Consider the following 17,828-nt stretch of genomic DNA (forward strand, 5'->3'; position numbering starts at 1 on the left):
CCGGGGCACTCGGTTACGAAGCCCGGTCTTTCAGGCATGGACGAATAGCGCCCAAGCGCCGCGGACCATAGTGAGCACGCGGCGCGGTGTAAAGGGCAAAGCCCTGCTTTTCCCGATCAGTAAAGCCCGCCGGAACCCGAGTTGATCGCACGCGTTGCCTGCGGCGATTGTGGCGCAACCGGTGAACCCTCGCGGAACGTGTCCATGCCGATGACCGAATAGCTGTCCGACGGGCCCGTACCCGGCTTGAACGCTTCCATGAATACGTTCGGATCACCCGGATTGGTGCGCATGCCGGTCTTGCGGTTGATCGCGATGACGGTCATGCCTTCAGGAACACGGAAATCCACTTTCGGCGTTCCGGCCAGAGCCTGCTCCATGAAGGACTTGAACACAGGCGCCGCCAGACCGCCACCCGTATTGCCGCGCCCAAGCGGTGTCGGCGTGTCGTAGCCCATGAAGACGCCGACCACGAGATCGGGCGTGAAGCCGACGAACCAGGCATCCTTCTCATCGTTGGTCGTGCCGGTCTTGCCGGCCATCGGACGGTCAAGGCTCTTCAATATCTGCGCAGTGCCGCGCTGGACCACGCCTTCCATCATGGAGGTGATCTGATAGGCGGTCATCGGATCGAGAACCTGATCGCGATTGTCGATCAGCGTCGGCTCTTCCTGATTGGCCCAATCCTGCGCGTTGCAGCCTTCGCACTGGCGGTTGTCGTGCTTGAACACGGTTTTGCCGTAGCGGTCCTGAATGCGGTCGATCATCGACGGCGTGATGCTCTGTCCGCCATTGGCGATGATGGAATAGGCCGTCACCATGCGCAGGACCGTCGTTTCGCCGGCACCAAGCGCCATGGAGAGAACCGGCAGCATCTTGTCATAGATGCCGAAGCGCTCGGCATATTCGGCGACGAGCTTCATGCCCATGTCCTGCGCCAGACGCACGGTCATCACGTTACGCGACTGTTCGATGCCGTAGCGCAGCGTGGACGGGCCGGCAAACTTGCCCGAATAGTTTTTCGGCGCCCACACGCCAAGCGAACCGCCCTGGTCGACTTCCAGCGGTCCATCAAGAACCACGGAAGCGGGCGTATAGCCATTGTCGAGGGCAGCCGCATAGACGAACGGCTTGAACGACGAACCCGGCTGGCGATAGGCCTGGGTTGCGCGGTTGAATTCCGATTCCGCATAGGAGAAACCGCCCACCATGGCCAGAACACGGCCTGTATGCGGGTCCATGGCGACAAGGGCGCCTTCGAGCTTCGGCGGCTGTTGGAGACGATAGCGGGAATCGCCTTCCTTGGAGACATAGATGATGTCTCCGGCTTTCAGGACGCCTTCCGGCGACTTCGCGCTCGTCCGCTTGCCGCCAATATTGACGACGCGCATTGCCCATTTCATATCGTCGGCGGCAATGAATGCGCGCTTGCGTTCCCTGCTGCGGGACCCCGATGCCTCAAGCGGCGGCTGCAAGCCGATATCCGCGCCAGCGGCAGAAACATTGAGCACGATCGCGAGCTGCCATTCGGGCACGTCCGAATAGGACTGCATGTCGCCGAATGCCGTGCCCCAGTCATTGCCAAGCTCGACATTCTTCATCGGTCCGCGCCAGCCGCGCGCCTCGTCGTAACGCAGCAGCGCTGCCTGCAAGGATTTGCGGGCCTCGACCTGAAGGGTCGGATTGAGCGTCGTGCGCACCGAAAGACCGCCCTCATAAAGCGCATCGACGCCATATTTCTGGATGATCTGGCGGCGCACTTCCTCGGTGAAATATTCCGACGCGAACACATAATGGGCGTCCGAACGTTCCTTCACGCCGAGCGGTTGCTTCTTGGCTTCCGCGGCTTCTTCGGCGGTGATGTAGCCGTTCTCGTTCATCCGGTCGATGACCCAGTTGCGGCGCTCGATGGCGCGCTCGGGCTGGCGGAAAGGATGGTAATTGTTCGGCCCCTTCGGCAGGGCCGCAAGATAGGCGCTTTCGGCAATGGACAGTTCGCCGACCGATTTGTCGAAATAGGTCAGCGCCGCGCTGGCAATACCATAGGAGCCAAGACCGAAAAAAATCTCGTTGAGGTAAAGCTCAAGAATACGGTCCTTGGAATATGCCTGCTCGATGCGCATCGCCAGGATGGCTTCCTTGATCTTGCGATCATAGGTCTGCTTCGACGTCAGAAGGAAGTTCTTCGCGACCTGCTGCGTGATCGTGGATGCGCCGACCGGGCGGCGGCCGGACCCCATATTCTTGACATTCGTTACCATGGCGCGGGCCAGGCCAGCAAAATCAAGACCATGATGTTCGTAGAAGGTCTTGTCCTCGGCCGAGACGAAAGCGGCCTTCACGCGGTTCGGCACGGCCTGAATGGGAATATAAAGACGGCGCTCACGGGCGAATTCCGCCATCAGGCTGCCATCCGAGGCATGAACACGCGTCATTACGGGCGGCTCGTATTTTGCGAGCACCTCGTAATCTGGCAAATCCTTCGTGAGACTTCCGACGTAAAGGGCGACGCCACCTGCCACGAGGAGCATCAGCACCGTCCCGATCCCGAAGAAATATCCGATAAGCCTTACCATAAATGCGGAATCCTGCCTTCAGATTATTCATATGATAAGGGTCAAAGCACCAACAGCCAACCCTTTAACCCAATCATGCCATATGGCAACCAGTGGCTTAGTGACCAGCAAATGCGTCAAAGGCAAGATGGTTTACATGTTTTTACCAATTTAACGCGATCACTTTCTTCTGCGTGACGAAAATCCGCAAAACTGTTGCAAGCATGCATCTTATGCCAAATCGCTAAGATGCCGACGCTATCCATGCCTTGCAGCCCCTACCCCCTGGTCAGGCTTGCCGGGTGCTTCAGGGTTTCAAACGCCTTGATGGCGACCGCCAGCCGATCCGCCAGTTTTTTGCGCCATTCGGGATTGCTGATCAGCTTTTCGTCCTCGGCATTGGACAAATAGCCGATCTCGATCAGGACGGAGGGAACATCGGGTGCGCGCAGCACCTGAAAACCGGCGAAGCGATGCGGATTGTTGATGAGATTCACCTGCCCTTGCAGGGAATGAATCACCTTCTCGGCGAAACTCAGCGAGAATGTATGCGTCTCCCGCCGTGTCAGATCGAGGAGAATGTCGGTCACTTCGGGCTGTTCCTCAGGTGCCGCCCCTGCAAGGCTGTCCGACTTGTTTTCACGTTCGGCCATGGCGCGCGCGACGGAGTCCGACGCCTTGTCGGAGATCGTATAAACCGTCGCGCCGCGAATATCGTGCTGGTTGATCGTATCTGCATGGATGGAAATAAACAGGTCCGCCTCATGCTGGCGGGCGATCCGCACGCGCTCGGAAAGCCGCAGGAAAGTATCGTCGTCCCGCGTCATCAGAACCTTGATATTCGGTTCCTGCGCCAGGCGATCCCGCAACTCCAGCCCGAAGGCGAGCGTCAAATCCTTTTCCTTGATACCGCTCAGGCTTTCCGCGCCGCTGTCGATGCCGCCATGACCGGGATCGATCATGACGGTAAACGGACGAGCGGCCAGCGCATTCTGCGATGCGGCCTGAACGGACTTGTCGCTCCGGTCCGTCGAACTCGTTATTTCCTCGCGGCCTTTTATCTGCTCCGCGAATTCCCGGTCCGACGTCGCAACGATATCGGCCACCAGCCGATAACCCGATGCGCTTTCGTTCTTGAGGACGCGCAGGCCCTCGACCTTGAACGGGCCGCGCAGTGTCAGGATGAGGCGCGAACGACCCTTGCCCACCAGCCCGTAACGAACGCGGGACACCAGCCCACGGGCTTCCAGGCTTTTTTCATCGAAGCCAAACCGCGTTTCCGGCAAGTCGACGACAAGGCGATGGGGATTATCGAGCAGCAGCGTCGACAGTTTCGGTTCCCGGTCGAACATGACGACGATGCGCGTTCGCAGATCGTCACCGGCCATCCGGAAAGTCAACGCGGATAGTGGCGAGGCCACACGATCGGCAGCGAAGACGGATGCAGTCTGGAACAGCAGCACGGACAAAAGCGCAAGCAATGCCAACAGGCATCGCACGCTCGGCAATTGGGTCATAGCGTTTTCAGCGCTTCGAAAATGCATCGGCTGCCACAATCAAGAACATCATTGCAAGAACATCATTGAATGACTGGTATCGATAATCGCGATACCGGCACGCTTGCCCCTGCACCCCATCGCCCGAATACCCATGAAAACACTCGTACAGAACTACAGTTAATGAAGGATTTCCAGCCGTATTTCGACCTTGAACGAGGCCTATACTCAGCTTTCGGCAAAATTGCGATGCGATTGTCAATTGATATTCGCACTTGTCATCGTTCAAGCGACGCCATAAAAGCTATGGAAGGTTATGGGTGAACTATCAGAATCGTTTGCCGGTTCTCAAAACGAACCGCAGGGAATGATAGTGAAAACAGCGGCATATTCGTTCGCCGCCCCCGATGACCGGCACAGAATTCAGCGGAGATGTGGCTTCCCCGCCCTCCGTTTCCATCGGCCGACTGCGCATCATCATGCGCTGTCGCCATCGCTCGGAAAGAGCAAAGAGGTCGGCCCGGCTTTTCCGGGTCATATATGAGGTCGTTTCGTTCGGAACAGCTATGGGTCAAGCAAGACTGACCATTGCGAGCCTGAAGACCGTGATCGCCACGAGGCCGTCGCGCGCGGAGGCAGCAGCCTATATTCCGACGAACCCAGAACCATCCGGCAGATGCAGCGCAGTGAGCACGACAGCCCCCAGGGTTTCGTCCGGCGCACGCGTTTTGCGTCTTCGCGCCGGCAGGAAAGACAATAATGTCCAACAAAATGCTTATAGATGCCTCCCACCCGGAGGAGACCCGGGTTATCGTCACACGGGGCAACAAGATTGAAGAATTCGACTTCGAGTCGGAACACAAGAAGCAGCTGAAAGGCAATATATATCTCGCACGCGTCACCCGCGTCGAACCTTCGCTTCAGGCCGCTTTCGTGGAATATGGCGGCAATCGCCACGGATTCCTCGCCTTTTCCGAAATCCATCCCGATTACTACCAGATTCCGGTAGCTGATCGCCTTGCGCTGCTTGAAGCGGAAGCAAAGGCCGCACGCGCCGAAGACGATGAGGATGAACCGCGCGCCAAGAGCGAGCGCAGCGAGCGAAATGACCGTTCGCCGCGCCGCAACCGCCGCCGCGGCCGTCGCGACGGCCAGAATGGCGAAGCGCAGGGCAATGCCGCCGACAATGGATTGCCGGCGGCCGAACCTGTGGGACCGGCCTTTGAAAACTACGTGCCGGGCACGCCGGCCATCGCGCTTTCCCAGAAAGGCGATGTGATCTCCGAAGCCGTCGATAACGGTGACGAGGACGATATCGAGCACGAAGAGGACATGGTCGAATCGGTCGGTTCGGAAGATGCTCTCGAAGAGCTTCCGACCCATATCCGCACCAATCGCCGTCAGTACAATATTCAGGAAGTCATCAAGCGCCGCCAGATTCTCCTGGTGCAGGTGGTCAAGGAAGAGCGCGGCAACAAGGGCGCCGCTCTCACGACCTATCTCTCGCTTGCCGGACGCTATTCGGTGCTGATGCCGAACACGGCGCGCGGCGGCGGCATTTCGCGCAAGATCACCAATCCGCAGGACCGCAAGCGCCTGAAAGAGATCGTCAAGGAACTCGAAGTGCCGCAGGGCATGGGCGTGATCCTGCGCACGGCGGGCGCAAACCGCACCAAGGCCGAAGTCAAGCGCGACTATGAATATCTGATGCGCCTGTGGGAAAATGTGCGCACGCTGACCCTGCAATCGACGGCGCCTGCCCTCGTCTATGAGGAAGGCAGCCTCATCAAGCGCTCGATCCGCGACCTCTACAACAAGGATATCTCGGAAATCCTGGTTGCCGGCGAAAACGGCTATCGCGAGGCCAAGGACTTCATGCGCATGCTCATGCCGAGCCATGCGAAGGTTGTGCAGCCTTATCGCGAGCAGGTTCCCATCTTCACGCGCAACGGCGTCGAGGCACAGCTCGACCGCATGCTCCTGCCGCAGGTGACGCTGAAATCCGGCGGCTATCTCATCATCAACCAGACGGAAGCGCTCGTCGCGATCGATGTCAATTCGGGCCGCTCGACACGCGAGCATTCGATTGAGGACACAGCGCTCCAGACCAATCTGGAAGCTGCCGAGGAAGTTGCCCGCCAGCTGCGCCTGCGCGACCTTGCCGGCCTGATCGTCGTCGACTTCATCGACATGGAAGAAAAGCGCAACAACCGCGCTGTCGAAAAGAAGATGAAGGAATGCCTGAAGGACGACCGCGCCCGCATTCAGGTCGGTCGCATCTCGCATTTCGGCCTGCTGGAAATGTCGCGCCAGCGCATCCGCGCATCCGTGCTCGAAAGCACGATGCAGGTCTGCCCGCATTGCGGCGGCACCGGCCATATCCGTTCGGATTCCTCCATGGCGCTGCATATCATTCGCGGCATCGAGGACTATCTGCTGCGGCACGCCGGTTTCGACATCCATGTCCGCACGCCCGCCGCTTCGGCGCTCTACGTCCTCAATCACAAGCGCCAGATTCTTGCCGATCTGGAAGGACGCTTCGGTGTGGCGATCAGCATCGACGCCGATGAAAGCGTCGGTCATCAGCACTTCGTCATCGACAAGGGCGCTGCGTCGACACGGCCGATAACCCAGCCGCCGGTGCAGCCGATGGCCTATATCGAGGACGATATCGACGATCCGGAAATCCCGGTCGATGAGGATGAGGCCGAAGAAGAAACCAGGGTCGAAGGTCAGCCTCGCGAGGATCGCGGGGAGGAAGGCGATCGCAAGCGTCGCCGTCGCCGTCGCCGTCGCGGTGGCCGTGATCGCGAAAACCCGGAACAGGCCGCAAAGGCTGATTCCGTTTCGGAAGAAACTTCCGATGAAGACGAGGATGCAGACGAAGCTCAAGAAACATCCTCCAGCGCTTCTTCAAGCGAGGAAGACCGCCGCAAGAAGCGTCGTCGCGGTCGCCGGGGTGGACGCAAGAACCGTCGCGACGATGAACCGCGTGCACGCAAGGTTCCTGATCCTGAATTCGTCGGATACACGCCGGTCCTGCCGGTGAAGGCCGAGGAAATCGTCGCGGAAGAGACGGCTGCGGTCGTGGTCGAGCAAACGGTCGAAGTCGCCGAAGCCGTCGCTCCGGTTGCCGAACCGGCGGTCGAGGAAAAGCCCGCCAAGCCAGCCCGCAAGCCCCGTGCCCGCAAATCCGCGAAGACTGAGGAAGCGGTCGAGGACGTGGTTGCCGTCGAGGCAGAAGAAAAGCCCGCCAAGCCAGCCCGCAAGCCGCGCGCTCGCAAGAAGGCAGCCGAAGAAGCACCCGTCGAACCGGCTGCGGTTGCTGATGAGCCCCAGGTGGAAACGGACAAGCCGAAGCGGCGCACCCGCAGGGCTGCCGTCAAGCCCGCCGTGGAGGCCGAAGAAGCGCCAGCAGTCGAAGCAGAGGTAACGACGATTGCCGAGCCGAAGAAAAACGTTGAACCTGTCGTGACTTCAAGCGAGGGCGAGGATCAAAAGCCCAAGCGTGCAGGCTGGTGGCAGAAGAAGGGTTTCTTCTGAGACCCATTTCATGACTGAAATGAAAAAACCGGCGGAAACGCCGGTTTTTCTTTATCTTTTGATATTAGTGGTCGATTGAAAAGCGGGAACTGGCTCAGGCTTTCTGTTGTGGCAGCCAGTCTTCCAGCCTGCGGACGGCCTCTTCCATTTCCTCGATCCTGCCGGCATAGGAAAAGCGCATCGTGCGGTGCCCGTCCAACGGGTCGAAATCGCGTCCGGGGGTCGCGGCTATGTTGATTTCAGAAATCATCCGGCGGGCAAATTCCATGCTGTCATTGGTAAAGCGCGACACATCGCAATAGGCATAGAAAGCGCCGTCCATGGGCGCGGCCAGTTTCAACCCCATGCGCGGCAGGTGATCGAGCAGGATAAGCCTGTTCCGGCGATAGCGATCCTTGACCTGCTCCAGTTCGGCCGTCGCATGAAAGGCTTCGATGGCCGCGCGCTGCGAAAGCTCCGGCGCGGAAATATAAAGGCTCTGGCTCAGCCGCTCGATTGCGCGAATATCGCCTTCGGGAAGAACCATCCAGCCAATCCGCCAGCCGGTCATGCAGTAATATTTGGAGAAGGAGTTGATGACCGTGACGTCATTGGAAATCTCCAGCGCCGTCACGTCCTCCGTTACATAGGAAAGCCTGTGGTAAATCTCGTCCGAAATCACGCGGATATCCAGGTCGCGCGCCGTTTCGATGATGGCTTTCAGTTCCGGCTTGTCGATGACCGCGCCGGTCGGATTGGCCGGACTTGCAAACAATACGCCCTTCAGGGGCTTTTCAGCGTGGGCGGCTGCGAGCGCTTCAGCCGTCAGCGATGCCGACGTTCCATTGCCGGTCGGTATTTCCACGACCTCAAGGCCCAGCGCCGTCAATATATTGCGATAGGCGGGATAGCCCGGACGCGTGATGGCAACCCTGTCGCCCGGATCGAAATAGACCACAAAGGCGAGATTGAAGGCCGCCGACGAACCGGTCGTGACGGCGATTCGCTCCGGCGAGACGCAAACACCGTAATGATCGGCATAATGGGCGGCAATCGCCTCTCTCAGTTCGATCAGGCCGAGGGCGTTGGTATAGCCGATGCGGCCGTCTTTCAAGGCACGCTCCGCGGCTTGCCGAACAATCCCCGGCGCCGGATCGGCAGGCTGTCCTACCGCCATCGAAATAATCGGATGCCCGGCTGCGCGACGCCGGTTGGCCTCGGCCAGAACATCCATGGCGTGGAAGGGCTCAACGGCGCTGCGGCTGGAAAGAGTGACCAACTTTACCTCCAGAAAATTGCGTATGTCGCATTCAACATCCGCCGTATAATCGTCGGATTGCTAATGCAACAGCTCCATTTGAGAAATGCGATCAAATCCCGGTATGGAGATTATCCCACATCCGCCTATCGGTGACGGAATGCAACAGCTATAAGAGTCGCGCCGGTTTCAAGAAGGACGAACGACACGATGGGGACGATGACGACACCTTTCCCAGTCAGAAGATTCTCTTTCCATAATTGGGTTCGCCGTTCGGTGGCGGCCATGGCCGCGATGACCATTGCCGTGACCAGCACCCTGCCCGCATTCGCTCAATCGCGTGGCGGCGGCGTGCCTATCGTCCGGGATGCCGAGATCGAAGCGCTTGTGGCCGATTATGCCGCGCCGATCCTCAAGGCGGCGGGGCTCGGCGGCCGTGGCGTCCGGGTCATTCTCGTGAATTCCCAAAGCTTCAATGCCTTTGTCGATGGACGCCGCATCTTCATCAATACAGGCGCGATCATGCAGGCGGAAACGCCCAACGAGATCATCGGCGTGATCGCGCATGAAGCAGGCCATCTCGCCGGAGGCCATCAGGAGCGCCTGCGCGAACAGCTCAGCCGTGCGCGCACCATGGCGATCATCGGCATGCTGCTTGGCGTCGGCGCCGGTGTGGCCGGTGCAGCAAGCGGCAGCGGCAATGCAGCCGGCGCGGGCGCCGGGCTGGCCATGGGGTCAAATGAAATGGCCATGCGCAGCCTGCTCAACTATCAGCGCACCGAGGAAATGACGGCCGATCGCCTGGCCGTCAATTATCTCAACGCCACCGGGCAATCGACCAAGGGCATGCTCGATACGTTCGAGCGCTTCGCATCCGCCCTGTCGCTGACCGGTACGCAGATCGACCAGTATCGCATCAGCCACCCGCTCCCGCGGGAGCGCATTGCCAATCTGGAAGAGCTGGCGAAGAAAAGCCCTTACTTCAACAAGACAGATTCCCCCGCCTTGCAGATGCGCCATGACATGGCGCGTGCGAAGATTGCCGCCTATTCGGGCAATATGGGCGCCTTGCAGCGCATGTTCCGCAACAATCCCGGCGGGCTTCCCGCGCGCTATGGCAATGCCATCACGACATTCCTGAACGGCTCGGCGCGCGCGGCGCTGCCGAAATTCGATGCCTTGATAAAGGAACAGCCAAAGAATCCGTATTTCCAGGAAATGCGCGGGGAAGTCTTGCTGAAGGCCAATGATGCGGCAGGCGCGGCAAAGGCTTTCCAGAAGGCGGTCTCGCTCGATCCGCGCAAATCGCCGCTCTTGCGCATGAGCTATGGGCGCGCGCTCATGCTCACCGGAACGAAGGCCAACATGCCGACCGCGATCAGGGAAATCAAGGCCGGCATCGCCTCCGATCCCGAATTTCCGGGTGGTTACGGCTATCTGGCGCAAGCCTATGGCCAGCAGGGGGACATGGCCCGCGCGGACCTGGCGACAGCCGACATGAATTATTATTCGGGCAAGCTTCAGCAGGCCCAGATCTTCGCCATCCGCGCGCAGAAGCAAATGAAGCCCGGCACGCCGGACTGGCTTCGCGCGCAGGACATCATCAATACCAAGAAAAGCAAATAGGGCCACATTTTACGCCCGATACGATTCAGGACAGATAGGATTTTGGAATGAAGAACGCAGTTTCCATAACGCTTGCCAGCGGCATCGTTGGCATCGCCGCGCTTGCGGTGGGCTATTATGCAGGCGCTGACCGGCAGGTTTCGGCAGCCATGGAAAACCCTGCTGCTCCCGTCGCGATGAACCAGCAGGCCATTGAAAATGTGGTGCGGAACTATCTCATCCAGAATCCGGAACTGATGCTGGAAGTGCAAAGCGCGCTCGAAACCAAGCAGGCACATGCGGCGCAGGAACAGATCAAACAGGTTCTGGCTGCCAACCGCAGCACGCTTTACGACGCCAAGCACGATGCCGTATTCGGCAATCCGGATGGCGATGTGACCGTCTATGAATTTTTCGATTACAATTGCGGTTACTGCAAGCGGGCCCTGCCCGATATGGAAGCCATTCTGAAAAACGACAAGAATGTCCGTTTCGTCATGAAGGAATTCCCGATCCTCGGACCGGATTCGGTCAAGGCGCATATTGTGGCACAGGCTTTCAAGGCATTGATGCCGGAAAAATATGTCGAATTCCACGAAACCCTCTTGGGTGCGCAGGAACGGGCGACAGAAGATTCCGCCATCGCCGATGCCGTAAAACTGGGCGCTGACGAAGCGCAATTGCGCGAGAAGATGAAGGACCCGGCCATCGCCGGCTCGTTCCAGAAGACCTATCAGCTGGCACAGCAGCTCAATATTTCCGGCACGCCGTCCTACATCATCGGCGACGAGCTTGTACCGGGTGCAATTGGCGTTGACGGGCTGGTCGAGAGAATCGCGGCAGCCCGCGCCGCCGCAAAAAAATGAGCGGACCGGCCTCGGCCTGAGGGAACAGTTTTGTGAAACAGTTTCGGCCGTGGCATTCGCTATTTGTGTTGGATGAAAAGAAATTGCCGTATTGTTTGCCCATTTTTGCAAAGAATAGCGGGAAAAACTCGTTCGGCAAAACATCTGCAATGATTTAGAGGGTTTCGGCTTGCGTCCAAGCCCTCTATATGAAATGCGAAGTGTACCGAATTTTCGTGGTAACGCATTATCAGTCGCGGACGGATATGGCAAAAACGGTTTTTGTTTTGAACGGCCCCAATCTCAACCTTCTCGGCAAACGGGAACCGGGGATATACGGCGTTGCAACGCTCGACACGATCGAAGCCGATTGCAGGCGTGAGGCTGAACAAATCGGACTTGATGTCGATTTCCGTCAATCCAATCATGAAGGCGATCTGGTGAGCTGGATTCAGGAGGCAGGCGACAGACAGGCCTATGTCCTCATCAATCCGGCTGCCTACAGCCACACTTCGGTTGCTATTCACGATGCGATCCGCGCGGCCAGGGTAACGGCCGTGGAGGTGCATCTTTCAAACATTCATGCGCGTGAGGCTTTCCGGCATCACTCCCATGTATCCGCAGTCGCCAAAGGCGTTATTTGCGGCTTTGGCGCGGAAGGATACCTGCTCGGTCTGCGCGCGCTTGCGGCAATTGCCAAAGAAGAAGAAAACAACGGGCAAAGCGTTAAAGGGGCCTGATATGTCCAGCAAAAATTCCGTCATCGACAAGGAAACGATCCGCGACCTGGCGGACATTCTCAATGAAACCGACCTGACCGACATCGAAGTGGAACACGGCGACCTGCGTATCCGCGTTTCGCGCAAGGTCACGGTTCAGGCCGCAGCCACCGTCATGCCCGCCGCAGCCCCTGTCGCTGCCGCTCCGGCCGCGCCGGTTGCAGCCGCCGAACCCACAAAGGCCGATCTCTCCAAGAATGCCGTTCCCTCGCCGATGGTGGGCACCGCCTATCTTGCTCCGGCGCCGGGCGCGCGCAACTTCATCGAAGTCGGCGCACAGGTGAAGGAAGGCCAGACCCTTCTCATCATCGAAGCCATGAAGACCATGAACCAGATCCCCGCCCCGCGCGCCGGTACGGTCAAGGCCATTCTCATCGAAGACGCTCAGCCGGTTGAATTCGGTGAGCCGCTCGTCGTAATCGAATAAGACAAGAGATTACGGCTTATTCAATGAACGGGCAGCAAAGCGCAATGTTTCAAAAGATACTCATAGCCAATCGTGGCGAAATCGCTCTTCGCGTGCTCAGGGCTTGCAAGGAACTGGGCATCAAGACCGTCGCCGTTCATTCCACGGCAGACGCCGACGCGATGCATGTGCGCCTGGCGGACGAAAGCGTGTGCATCGGCCCGCCGCCATCGCGCGACAGCTATCTGAACATTCATCAGATCGTTGCAGCCTGCGAAATCACCGGTGCCGACGCGATCCATCCGGGCTACGGCTTCCTGTCGGAGAATGCCAAGTTCGCCGAAATTCTCGAAGCGCATGGCATCACCTTCATCGGCCCCACCGCTTCGCATATCCGCATCATGGGCGACAAGATCGAAGCCAAGCGCACCGCAAAGCGCCTCGGCATTCCGGTCGTTCCGGGTTCGGATGGCGGCGTGACGGATGACGTCGAGGCAGCGCGCATCGCCAGGGAAATCGGCTATCCGGTCATCATCAAGGCTTCGGCCGGCGGTGGCGGACGCGGCATGAAGGTCGCCCGCAGCGAGGAAGATCTTTCCATGGCGCTTGCGACCGCGCGTTCGGAAGCAGGCGCCGCATTCGGTGACGACGCGGTCTATATCGAGAAATATCTCGAAAAGCCGCGGCATATCGAAGTTCAGGTCATGGGCGACGGTGCGGGCAATGCCATCCATCTGGGCGAACGCGACTGCTCGTTGCAGCGCCGCCACCAGAAGGTATGGGAAGAAGCCAACTCACCGGCGCTCAATGCCGAAGCCCGCGACAAGATCGGCATGGTCTGCGCCAATGCCTGTGCGGAACTGGGCTATCGCGGTGCGGGAACGATCGAGTTCCTTTATGAAGACGGCGAATTCTACTTCATCGAAATGAATACCCGCCTTCAGGTGGAACATCCGATCACGGAAGCCATCACGGGCATCGATCTCGTTCACGAGCAGATCAGGGTTGCAGCCGGTCTTGGCCTGTCGGTAAAGCAGAAGGATATCCGCTTCTCCGGCCACGCCATCGAATGCCGTATCAACGCCGAAGACCCGCTGACATTTGCACCGTCGCCGGGCCTGATCACCCATTATCACACGCCGGGCGGCCTCGGCATCCGCGTGGATTCGGGCGTCTATTCCGGCTATCGCATTCCGCCCTATTATGACAGCCTTATCGGCAAGCTCATCGTGCACGGTCGCAATCGCGTCGAATGCATGATGCGTCTGCGCCGCGCGCTGGACGAATTCGTGGTCGATGGTGTCAAAACGACGCTTCCTCTCTTCCAGGACCTGATTGCCAATCAGGACATTGCCAACGGCGATTACGACATTCATTGGCTGGAGAAATATCTGGCCAAGAAAACCAAGGGCGAAAGCGCCTGACGAAAATGACCGCAGGAGTGTCCCCGGACGACTATTCAATCGAACCGGAGCTGCTCCTGCGGGCCTATGCCACGGGCATATTTCCCATGGCCGAAGAAGCCGACGATCCCGAGGTCTTCTGGGTTCGCCCCGAGAGACGCGGGGTTATCCCGCTTGACGGCTTTCACATACCGAAAAGCCTCCGGAAGACCATCCGCCAGGGAATTTTCGATATCCGGCTCGACAGCGATTTTGACGGCGTGATCGAGGGTTGTGCCAGCGGAACCGGTGAGCGCGCCCGCACATGGATCAATGGACCGATCCGCGAAGCCTACAGGAAATTGTTCGAGATAGGACATTGCCACACCGTCGAGGCCTGGCATGAGGGACAGCTTGTCGGCGGGCTTTATGGCGTGACACTCGGACGTGCCTTTTTCGGCGAAAGCATGTTCACCCGCAAGCGCGACGCATCAAAGGTCTGCCTTGCCTATCTGGTCCAGCATCTGGTCAACCAGGGCTTCGTGCTTCTCGACACGCAGTTTACGACGCCGCATCTTGAAAGATTCGGCGCGGTGGAAGTTCCACGGAAAAAATATGAAAAACTGCTGGAAAACGCGCTCGACGGGATCGCGCATTTCTGAAACGGCTGCCGTCAGTTGCGCTGATCCGGCGGCGGCACGTCCGACTTCTGCTTGCAATCCTTGAGCCACACATCATAGATCGGATGCTCGACAGCATTGAGACCGGGACTGTCGGCAAACATCCAGCCGGTGAAGATACGGCGAATCTTGCGATCCAGCGTAATCTCGTCGACTTCAACGAAGCCATCCGTGCGCGGTGCTTCGTTTTCCGTGCGCGAATAACAAACCTTCGGCGTCACCTGCAAAGCGCCGAACTGAACCGTCTCATTGATATAGACGTCGAATGTCGTGATGCGCCCGGTGATCTTGTCCAGGCCTGAAAACTCGGCAACAGGATTGGTGATGCGTTCAGCCATGGCAGCCTGAAAGCTGCCGGTCGTCGCCATGAATGCAATCAGGGCAAGTTGAACAGCCCTTTTGATCGATTTTTTTCCGCTGCCAGCCATGCCGGGAGATTGCTTCGTCAAAACGGAGATCCGCATCCAAAGGGTTTAAATTAAGCCGGAACAATTCCTAAGCATGAAATGTGACGATTCGTTGCCCTGTCGCAAGCCGCAATGCAGCCGCCGGTGTAAAGCAGACCGTCTATCCTCAAACCTTTTGCGCTTTTGCGCTCAAAGGCGGGTATATAAGAAATCCGGCGCGAATGAACGCGCCGGATAAAAATCAAAACCGATTATCAGTTGCCGGGCGTCCAGGCATCGTATTCGCCGGTCACGCGCGGACGTTCCGCAGGTTCCGTGCCCGGACGAGCGATCGCGCCCTTCGGGCGGTAAGCCAGCGGAGAACCGGTCAGGTTCTGCAAGTGCGGCTTCTGCCAGTCGCGCGGCTTGTAGTCTTCCCTGGAAGGCGGCGTGTCGACGCGATGATGCATCCAGCCATGCCAGCCCGGAGGAATGGCGCTTGCTTCCGCATAGCCATTGAAGATTACCCAGCGGCGTGTGCGACCCTCGGAGTCCTTACCGCCCTGATAATAGATATTGCCGAACTCGTCCTCACCGACGCGCTCGCCCTTGCGCCACGTATGAAACCGTGTGCCGAGCGTCTGGCCGTTCCACCAGGTGAAAACTTGCGTAATAAATTTCTTCATGACCTATTCCAGATCCATCTTTGCCACGGGTGATCGAAACCACCGGGTTTCCTTGCTTATGGCCCTATCGACCGGCCATGGCAAGGGTCAAGTTGCCGCTGTCACAAGAGTATGATGGGCCCCAAAGCGCTACGCGCTTCAGGCTTTTATATTCTCGCATATCTTGATCCCCAAACCGGCCTCCACTTTGGGGGACATGCTTTACATATTCCAGCCTTCCAGCGTCTTTTCCATCACCAGCACCGGTTCCCTGCAATCGGGATCACCCCAATCTTCATTGCGGCCGACTTTCGTATAGCCTTTGCGCTCGTAGAAATTCACGGCCTTGGTGTTTCTTTCGATCACTTCGAGCTTCATCGTTCGAACATCGGGAAAGGCCATCTCGATTTCAGCGAGAAGCATCGTCCCGATGCCCTGAACCTGCGTATCAGGACGAACATAAAGCTGATGCAGCGATGCCTTGCCCTCTTCGGACTGGCTCGCAAAAGCCATTCCGTCAATGCCGCCATTGCCATTATCGGCAACGATGAACTCCGAATAAGGCTTCTTCAGATTGGCCTTCAACACGGCAATGCTGTGCCACCGGGCGGTGACGGCATTGACCATTTCCCGCCCGAGAATATCATCGAAGGTCGCGTGCCAGGTCGATACAAGCAGTTCGTGCACTGCCTTGAGATCAGCCTCTGTCGCGCTTCTGACCCACATTACTCTTCGATCCCGAGCTTGGCCTTGACGAGTTCGTTGACGGATTGCGGGTTGGCCTTGCCGCCGGTTGCCTTCATCACCTGACCGACGAACCAGCCAGCCAGCGTCGGCTTTGCCTTTGCCTGCTCAACCTTTTCCGGGTTGGCGGCGATGACATCGTCCACGGCCTTCTCGATGGCGCCGGTGTCCGTGACCTGCTTCATGCCGCGTTCTTCAACGAGCGTCTTCGGATCGCCGCCCTCATTCCAGACGATTTCGAAAAGATCCTTGGCGATCTTGCCGGAAATCGTGCCTTCCTTGATGAGATCGATGATCGCGCCAAGCTGGTCAGGATTGATCGGCGATTCCTCGATATCCTTGCCCGCCTTGTTCAGCGCGCCGAGAAGATCGTTGATGACCCAGTTTGCGGCGGCCTTGCCGTCACGACCGGCAGCAACGGCTTCATAATAATCGGCAATGGCCTTCTCGGTCACAAGGATCGAGGCGTCATAAACGGAAATGCCCTGCTTTTCGACGAGACGCTGCTTCTTGACGTCCGGCAGTTCCGGCAGCCCTGCCGCGAGCGCATCCACGAAAGCCTGATCGAATTCGAGCGGCAGCAGGTCGGGATCAGGGAAATAGCGATAATCATGCGCCTCTTCCTTGGAGCGCATGGAACGGGTTTCACCCTTCACCGGATCGAACAGGCGCGTTTCCTGATCAATCACGCCGCCATCTTCCAGAATGGCGATCTGGCGGCGCGCTTCATATTCGATGGCCTGGCCGACGAAGCGGATCGAGTTGACATTCTTGATCTCGCAGCGCGTGCCGAATTCACCGCCCGGTCGACGCACCGAAACGTTCACATCGGCGCGCATGGAGCCTTCGTCCATATTGCCGTCGCAGGTGCCGAGATAGCGGACAATCGTGCGCAGCTTGGTGAGGTAGGCGCGCGCTTCATCCGACGAACGCAGGTCCGGCTTCGACACGATTTCCATCAAGGCCACGCCCGAGCGGTTCAGGTCCACATAGGACATGGTCGGGTGCTGGTCGTGCATGGACTTGCCCGCATCCTGCTCCAGATGCAGGCGCTCGATGCCGATTTCCACGTCTTCGAACTGGCCCTTATTGTCCGGGCCGACCGAAATCATGATCTTGCCTTCGCCAACGATCGGCTGCTTGAACTGCGAAATCTGGTAGCCCTGCGGCAGATCGGGATAGAAGTAATTCTTGCGGTCGAAAACCGACTTCAGATTGATCTGCGCATTGAGCCCGATCCCTGTGCGAACCGCCTGCCTGACGCATTCCAGATTGATGACCGGCAGCATGCCGGGCATGGCCGCATCCACCAGGGAGACATTGGAATTCGGCTCCGCACCGAATGCGGTGGACGCGCCGGAAAACAGTTTCGATTCTGACGTGACCTGCGCATGGACTTCCATGCCGATGACGACTTCCCAGTCGCCGGTCGCGCCGGAGATAAAGCGTTTGGGTTCAGGTATACGCGTATCGATAAGGGACATTACGGGCTCGACAATACTGTG

15 protein-coding genes and 1 pseudogene are annotated in these 17,828 nt (G+C 58.4%); 8 read left to right on the forward strand and 8 right to left on the reverse strand.

What is annotated here, in order from left to right:
- Nucleotides 1-116 precede the first annotated feature (116 nt).
- Both AVM02_RS03340 and AVM02_RS03345 read right to left on the reverse strand, forming a co-directional pair.
- Nucleotides 117-2,576: a penicillin-binding protein 1A gene (locus tag AVM02_RS03340; RefSeq protein WP_411505611.1), complete on the reverse strand. Its 2,460-nt coding sequence runs from the start codon at nt 2,574-2,576 to the stop codon at nt 117-119.
- A gap of 257 nt (nt 2,577-2,833) precedes the next feature.
- The gene (locus AVM02_RS03345) at nt 2,834-4,072 is read right to left on the reverse strand and encodes an N-acetylmuramoyl-L-alanine amidase (RefSeq protein WP_411505612.1); all 1,239 of its coding nucleotides are present in this window, start codon (nt 4,070-4,072) and stop codon (nt 2,834-2,836) included.
- A gap of 69 nt (nt 4,073-4,141) precedes the next feature.
- On the opposite strand from AVM02_RS03345, the gene AVM02_RS03350 reads away from it, so the two are divergent.
- Nucleotides 4,142-4,375, forward strand: a complete 234-nt coding sequence (locus AVM02_RS03350) for a hypothetical protein (RefSeq protein ID WP_411505613.1) — start codon at nt 4,142-4,144, stop codon at nt 4,373-4,375.
- Between the two features lie 247 nt (nt 4,376-4,622).
- Here the strand turns inward: AVM02_RS03350 and AVM02_RS03355 are convergent.
- Nucleotides 4,623-4,808 (reverse strand): annotated as a pseudogene (locus AVM02_RS03355) (hypothetical protein).
- Nucleotides 4,809-4,810: 2 nt separating this feature from the next.
- On the opposite strand from AVM02_RS03355, the gene AVM02_RS03360 reads away from it, so the two are divergent.
- Nucleotides 4,811-7,594 (forward strand): Rne/Rng family ribonuclease, encoded by a 2,784-nt coding sequence (locus AVM02_RS03360; RefSeq protein ID WP_411505614.1) that lies wholly within the window; start codon nt 4,811-4,813, stop codon nt 7,592-7,594.
- Nucleotides 7,595-7,688: 94 nt separating this feature from the next.
- On the opposite strand, the gene AVM02_RS03365 is transcribed toward AVM02_RS03360, so the two are convergent.
- Complete coding sequence (locus AVM02_RS03365; protein WP_411505615.1) at nt 7,689-8,852, reverse strand: pyridoxal phosphate-dependent aminotransferase; 1,164 nt, start codon at nt 8,850-8,852, stop codon at nt 7,689-7,691.
- 189 nt (nt 8,853-9,041) lie between these two features.
- Here AVM02_RS03365 and AVM02_RS03370 point away from each other — a divergent pair, with 189 nt between their 5' ends.
- The 6 genes from AVM02_RS03370 to aat all read left to right on the forward strand — a co-directional run bounded on the left by AVM02_RS03370 (nt 9,042) and on the right by aat (nt 14,510).
- Nucleotides 9,042-10,457, forward strand: a complete 1,416-nt coding sequence (locus tag AVM02_RS03370) for a M48 family metalloprotease (protein WP_411505616.1) — start codon at nt 9,042-9,044, stop codon at nt 10,455-10,457.
- Nucleotides 10,458-10,504: 47 nt separating this feature from the next.
- Entirely contained in the window at nt 10,505-11,302 is a 798-nt protein-coding gene (locus tag AVM02_RS03375) for a DsbA family protein (RefSeq protein WP_411505617.1), read from the forward strand.
- A gap of 245 nt (nt 11,303-11,547) precedes the next feature.
- On the forward strand, nt 11,548-12,021 hold the full coding sequence (gene aroQ, locus AVM02_RS03380) for a type II 3-dehydroquinate dehydratase (protein ID WP_411505618.1): 474 nt from the start codon (nt 11,548-11,550) through the stop codon (nt 12,019-12,021).
- A 1-nt stretch (nt 12,022) separates the two neighbouring features.
- Complete coding sequence (accB, locus tag AVM02_RS03385; RefSeq protein WP_411505619.1) at nt 12,023-12,487, forward strand: acetyl-CoA carboxylase biotin carboxyl carrier protein; 465 nt, start codon at nt 12,023-12,025, stop codon at nt 12,485-12,487.
- A 44-nt stretch (nt 12,488-12,531) separates the two neighbouring features.
- Nucleotides 12,532-13,890, forward strand: a complete 1,359-nt coding sequence (accC, locus tag AVM02_RS03390) for an acetyl-CoA carboxylase biotin carboxylase subunit (RefSeq protein WP_411505620.1) — start codon at nt 12,532-12,534, stop codon at nt 13,888-13,890.
- Nucleotides 13,891-13,895: 5 nt separating this feature from the next.
- On the forward strand, nt 13,896-14,510 hold the full coding sequence (aat, locus tag AVM02_RS03395) for a leucyl/phenylalanyl-tRNA--protein transferase (protein ID WP_411505621.1): 615 nt from the start codon (nt 13,896-13,898) through the stop codon (nt 14,508-14,510).
- Between the two features lie 11 nt (nt 14,511-14,521).
- Here the strand turns inward: aat and AVM02_RS03400 are convergent, their stop codons facing one another.
- The 4 genes from AVM02_RS03400 to gatB form a co-directional block, all read right to left on the reverse strand.
- Nucleotides 14,522-14,992 carry a DUF2155 domain-containing protein gene (locus tag AVM02_RS03400; protein ID WP_411505622.1) on the reverse strand — a complete coding sequence of 157 codons (471 nt, stop codon included), beginning with the start codon at nt 14,990-14,992 and terminating at the stop codon, nt 14,522-14,524.
- A 197-nt stretch (nt 14,993-15,189) separates the two neighbouring features.
- Nucleotides 15,190-15,600 (reverse strand): NADH:ubiquinone oxidoreductase subunit NDUFA12, encoded by a 411-nt coding sequence (locus tag AVM02_RS03405; RefSeq protein WP_411505623.1) that lies wholly within the window; start codon nt 15,598-15,600, stop codon nt 15,190-15,192.
- 201 nt (nt 15,601-15,801) lie between these two features.
- Nucleotides 15,802-16,305 carry an N-acetyltransferase family protein gene (locus tag AVM02_RS03410; protein ID WP_411505624.1) on the reverse strand — a complete coding sequence of 168 codons (504 nt, stop codon included), beginning with the start codon at nt 16,303-16,305 and terminating at the stop codon, nt 15,802-15,804.
- Nucleotides 16,305-17,807: an Asp-tRNA(Asn)/Glu-tRNA(Gln) amidotransferase subunit GatB gene (gatB, locus tag AVM02_RS03415; RefSeq protein ID WP_411505625.1), complete on the reverse strand. Its 1,503-nt coding sequence runs from the start codon at nt 17,805-17,807 to the stop codon at nt 16,305-16,307. The genes AVM02_RS03410 and gatB overlap by 1 nt, the downstream gene beginning before the upstream one ends.
- Nucleotides 17,808-17,828 lie beyond the last annotated feature (21 nt).

The organism is Brucella anthropi, from assembly GCF_046630315.1.
GTDB lineage: Bacteria > Pseudomonadota > Alphaproteobacteria > Rhizobiales > Rhizobiaceae > Brucella > Brucella anthropi_A.

Bases quoted from the DNA above. Each gene is read 5' to 3' on its own strand.
- aroQ (WP_411505618.1), top strand. From the start codon at position 11,548: ATGGCAAAAACGGTTTTTGTTTTGAACGGCCCCAATCTCAACCTTCTC.
- aat (WP_411505621.1), top strand. From the start codon at position 13,896: ATGACCGCAGGAGTGTCCCCGGACGACTATTCAATCGAACCGGAGCTG.
- accC (WP_411505620.1), top strand. From the start codon at position 12,532: ATGTTTCAAAAGATACTCATAGCCAATCGTGGCGAAATCGCTCTTCGC.
- gatB (WP_411505625.1), bottom strand. From the start codon at position 17,807: ATGTCCCTTATCGATACGCGTATACCTGAACCCAAACGCTTTATCTCC.
- AVM02_RS03400 (WP_411505622.1), bottom strand. From the start codon at position 14,992: ATGCGGATCTCCGTTTTGACGAAGCAATCTCCCGGCATGGCTGGCAGC.
- AVM02_RS03370 (WP_411505616.1), top strand. From the start codon at position 9,042: ATGGGGACGATGACGACACCTTTCCCAGTCAGAAGATTCTCTTTCCAT.
- AVM02_RS03340 (WP_411505611.1), bottom strand. From the start codon at position 2,576: ATGGTAAGGCTTATCGGATATTTCTTCGGGATCGGGACGGTGCTGATG.
- AVM02_RS03405 (WP_411505623.1), bottom strand. From the start codon at position 15,600: ATGAAGAAATTTATTACGCAAGTTTTCACCTGGTGGAACGGCCAGACG.
- AVM02_RS03410 (WP_411505624.1), bottom strand. From the start codon at position 16,305: ATGTGGGTCAGAAGCGCGACAGAGGCTGATCTCAAGGCAGTGCACGAA.
- AVM02_RS03350 (WP_411505613.1), top strand. From the start codon at position 4,142: ATGACTGGTATCGATAATCGCGATACCGGCACGCTTGCCCCTGCACCC.
- AVM02_RS03345 (WP_411505612.1), bottom strand. From the start codon at position 4,072: ATGACCCAATTGCCGAGCGTGCGATGCCTGTTGGCATTGCTTGCGCTT.
- AVM02_RS03360 (WP_411505614.1), top strand. From the start codon at position 4,811: ATGTCCAACAAAATGCTTATAGATGCCTCCCACCCGGAGGAGACCCGG.
- accB (WP_411505619.1), top strand. From the start codon at position 12,023: ATGTCCAGCAAAAATTCCGTCATCGACAAGGAAACGATCCGCGACCTG.
- AVM02_RS03375 (WP_411505617.1), top strand. From the start codon at position 10,505: ATGAAGAACGCAGTTTCCATAACGCTTGCCAGCGGCATCGTTGGCATC.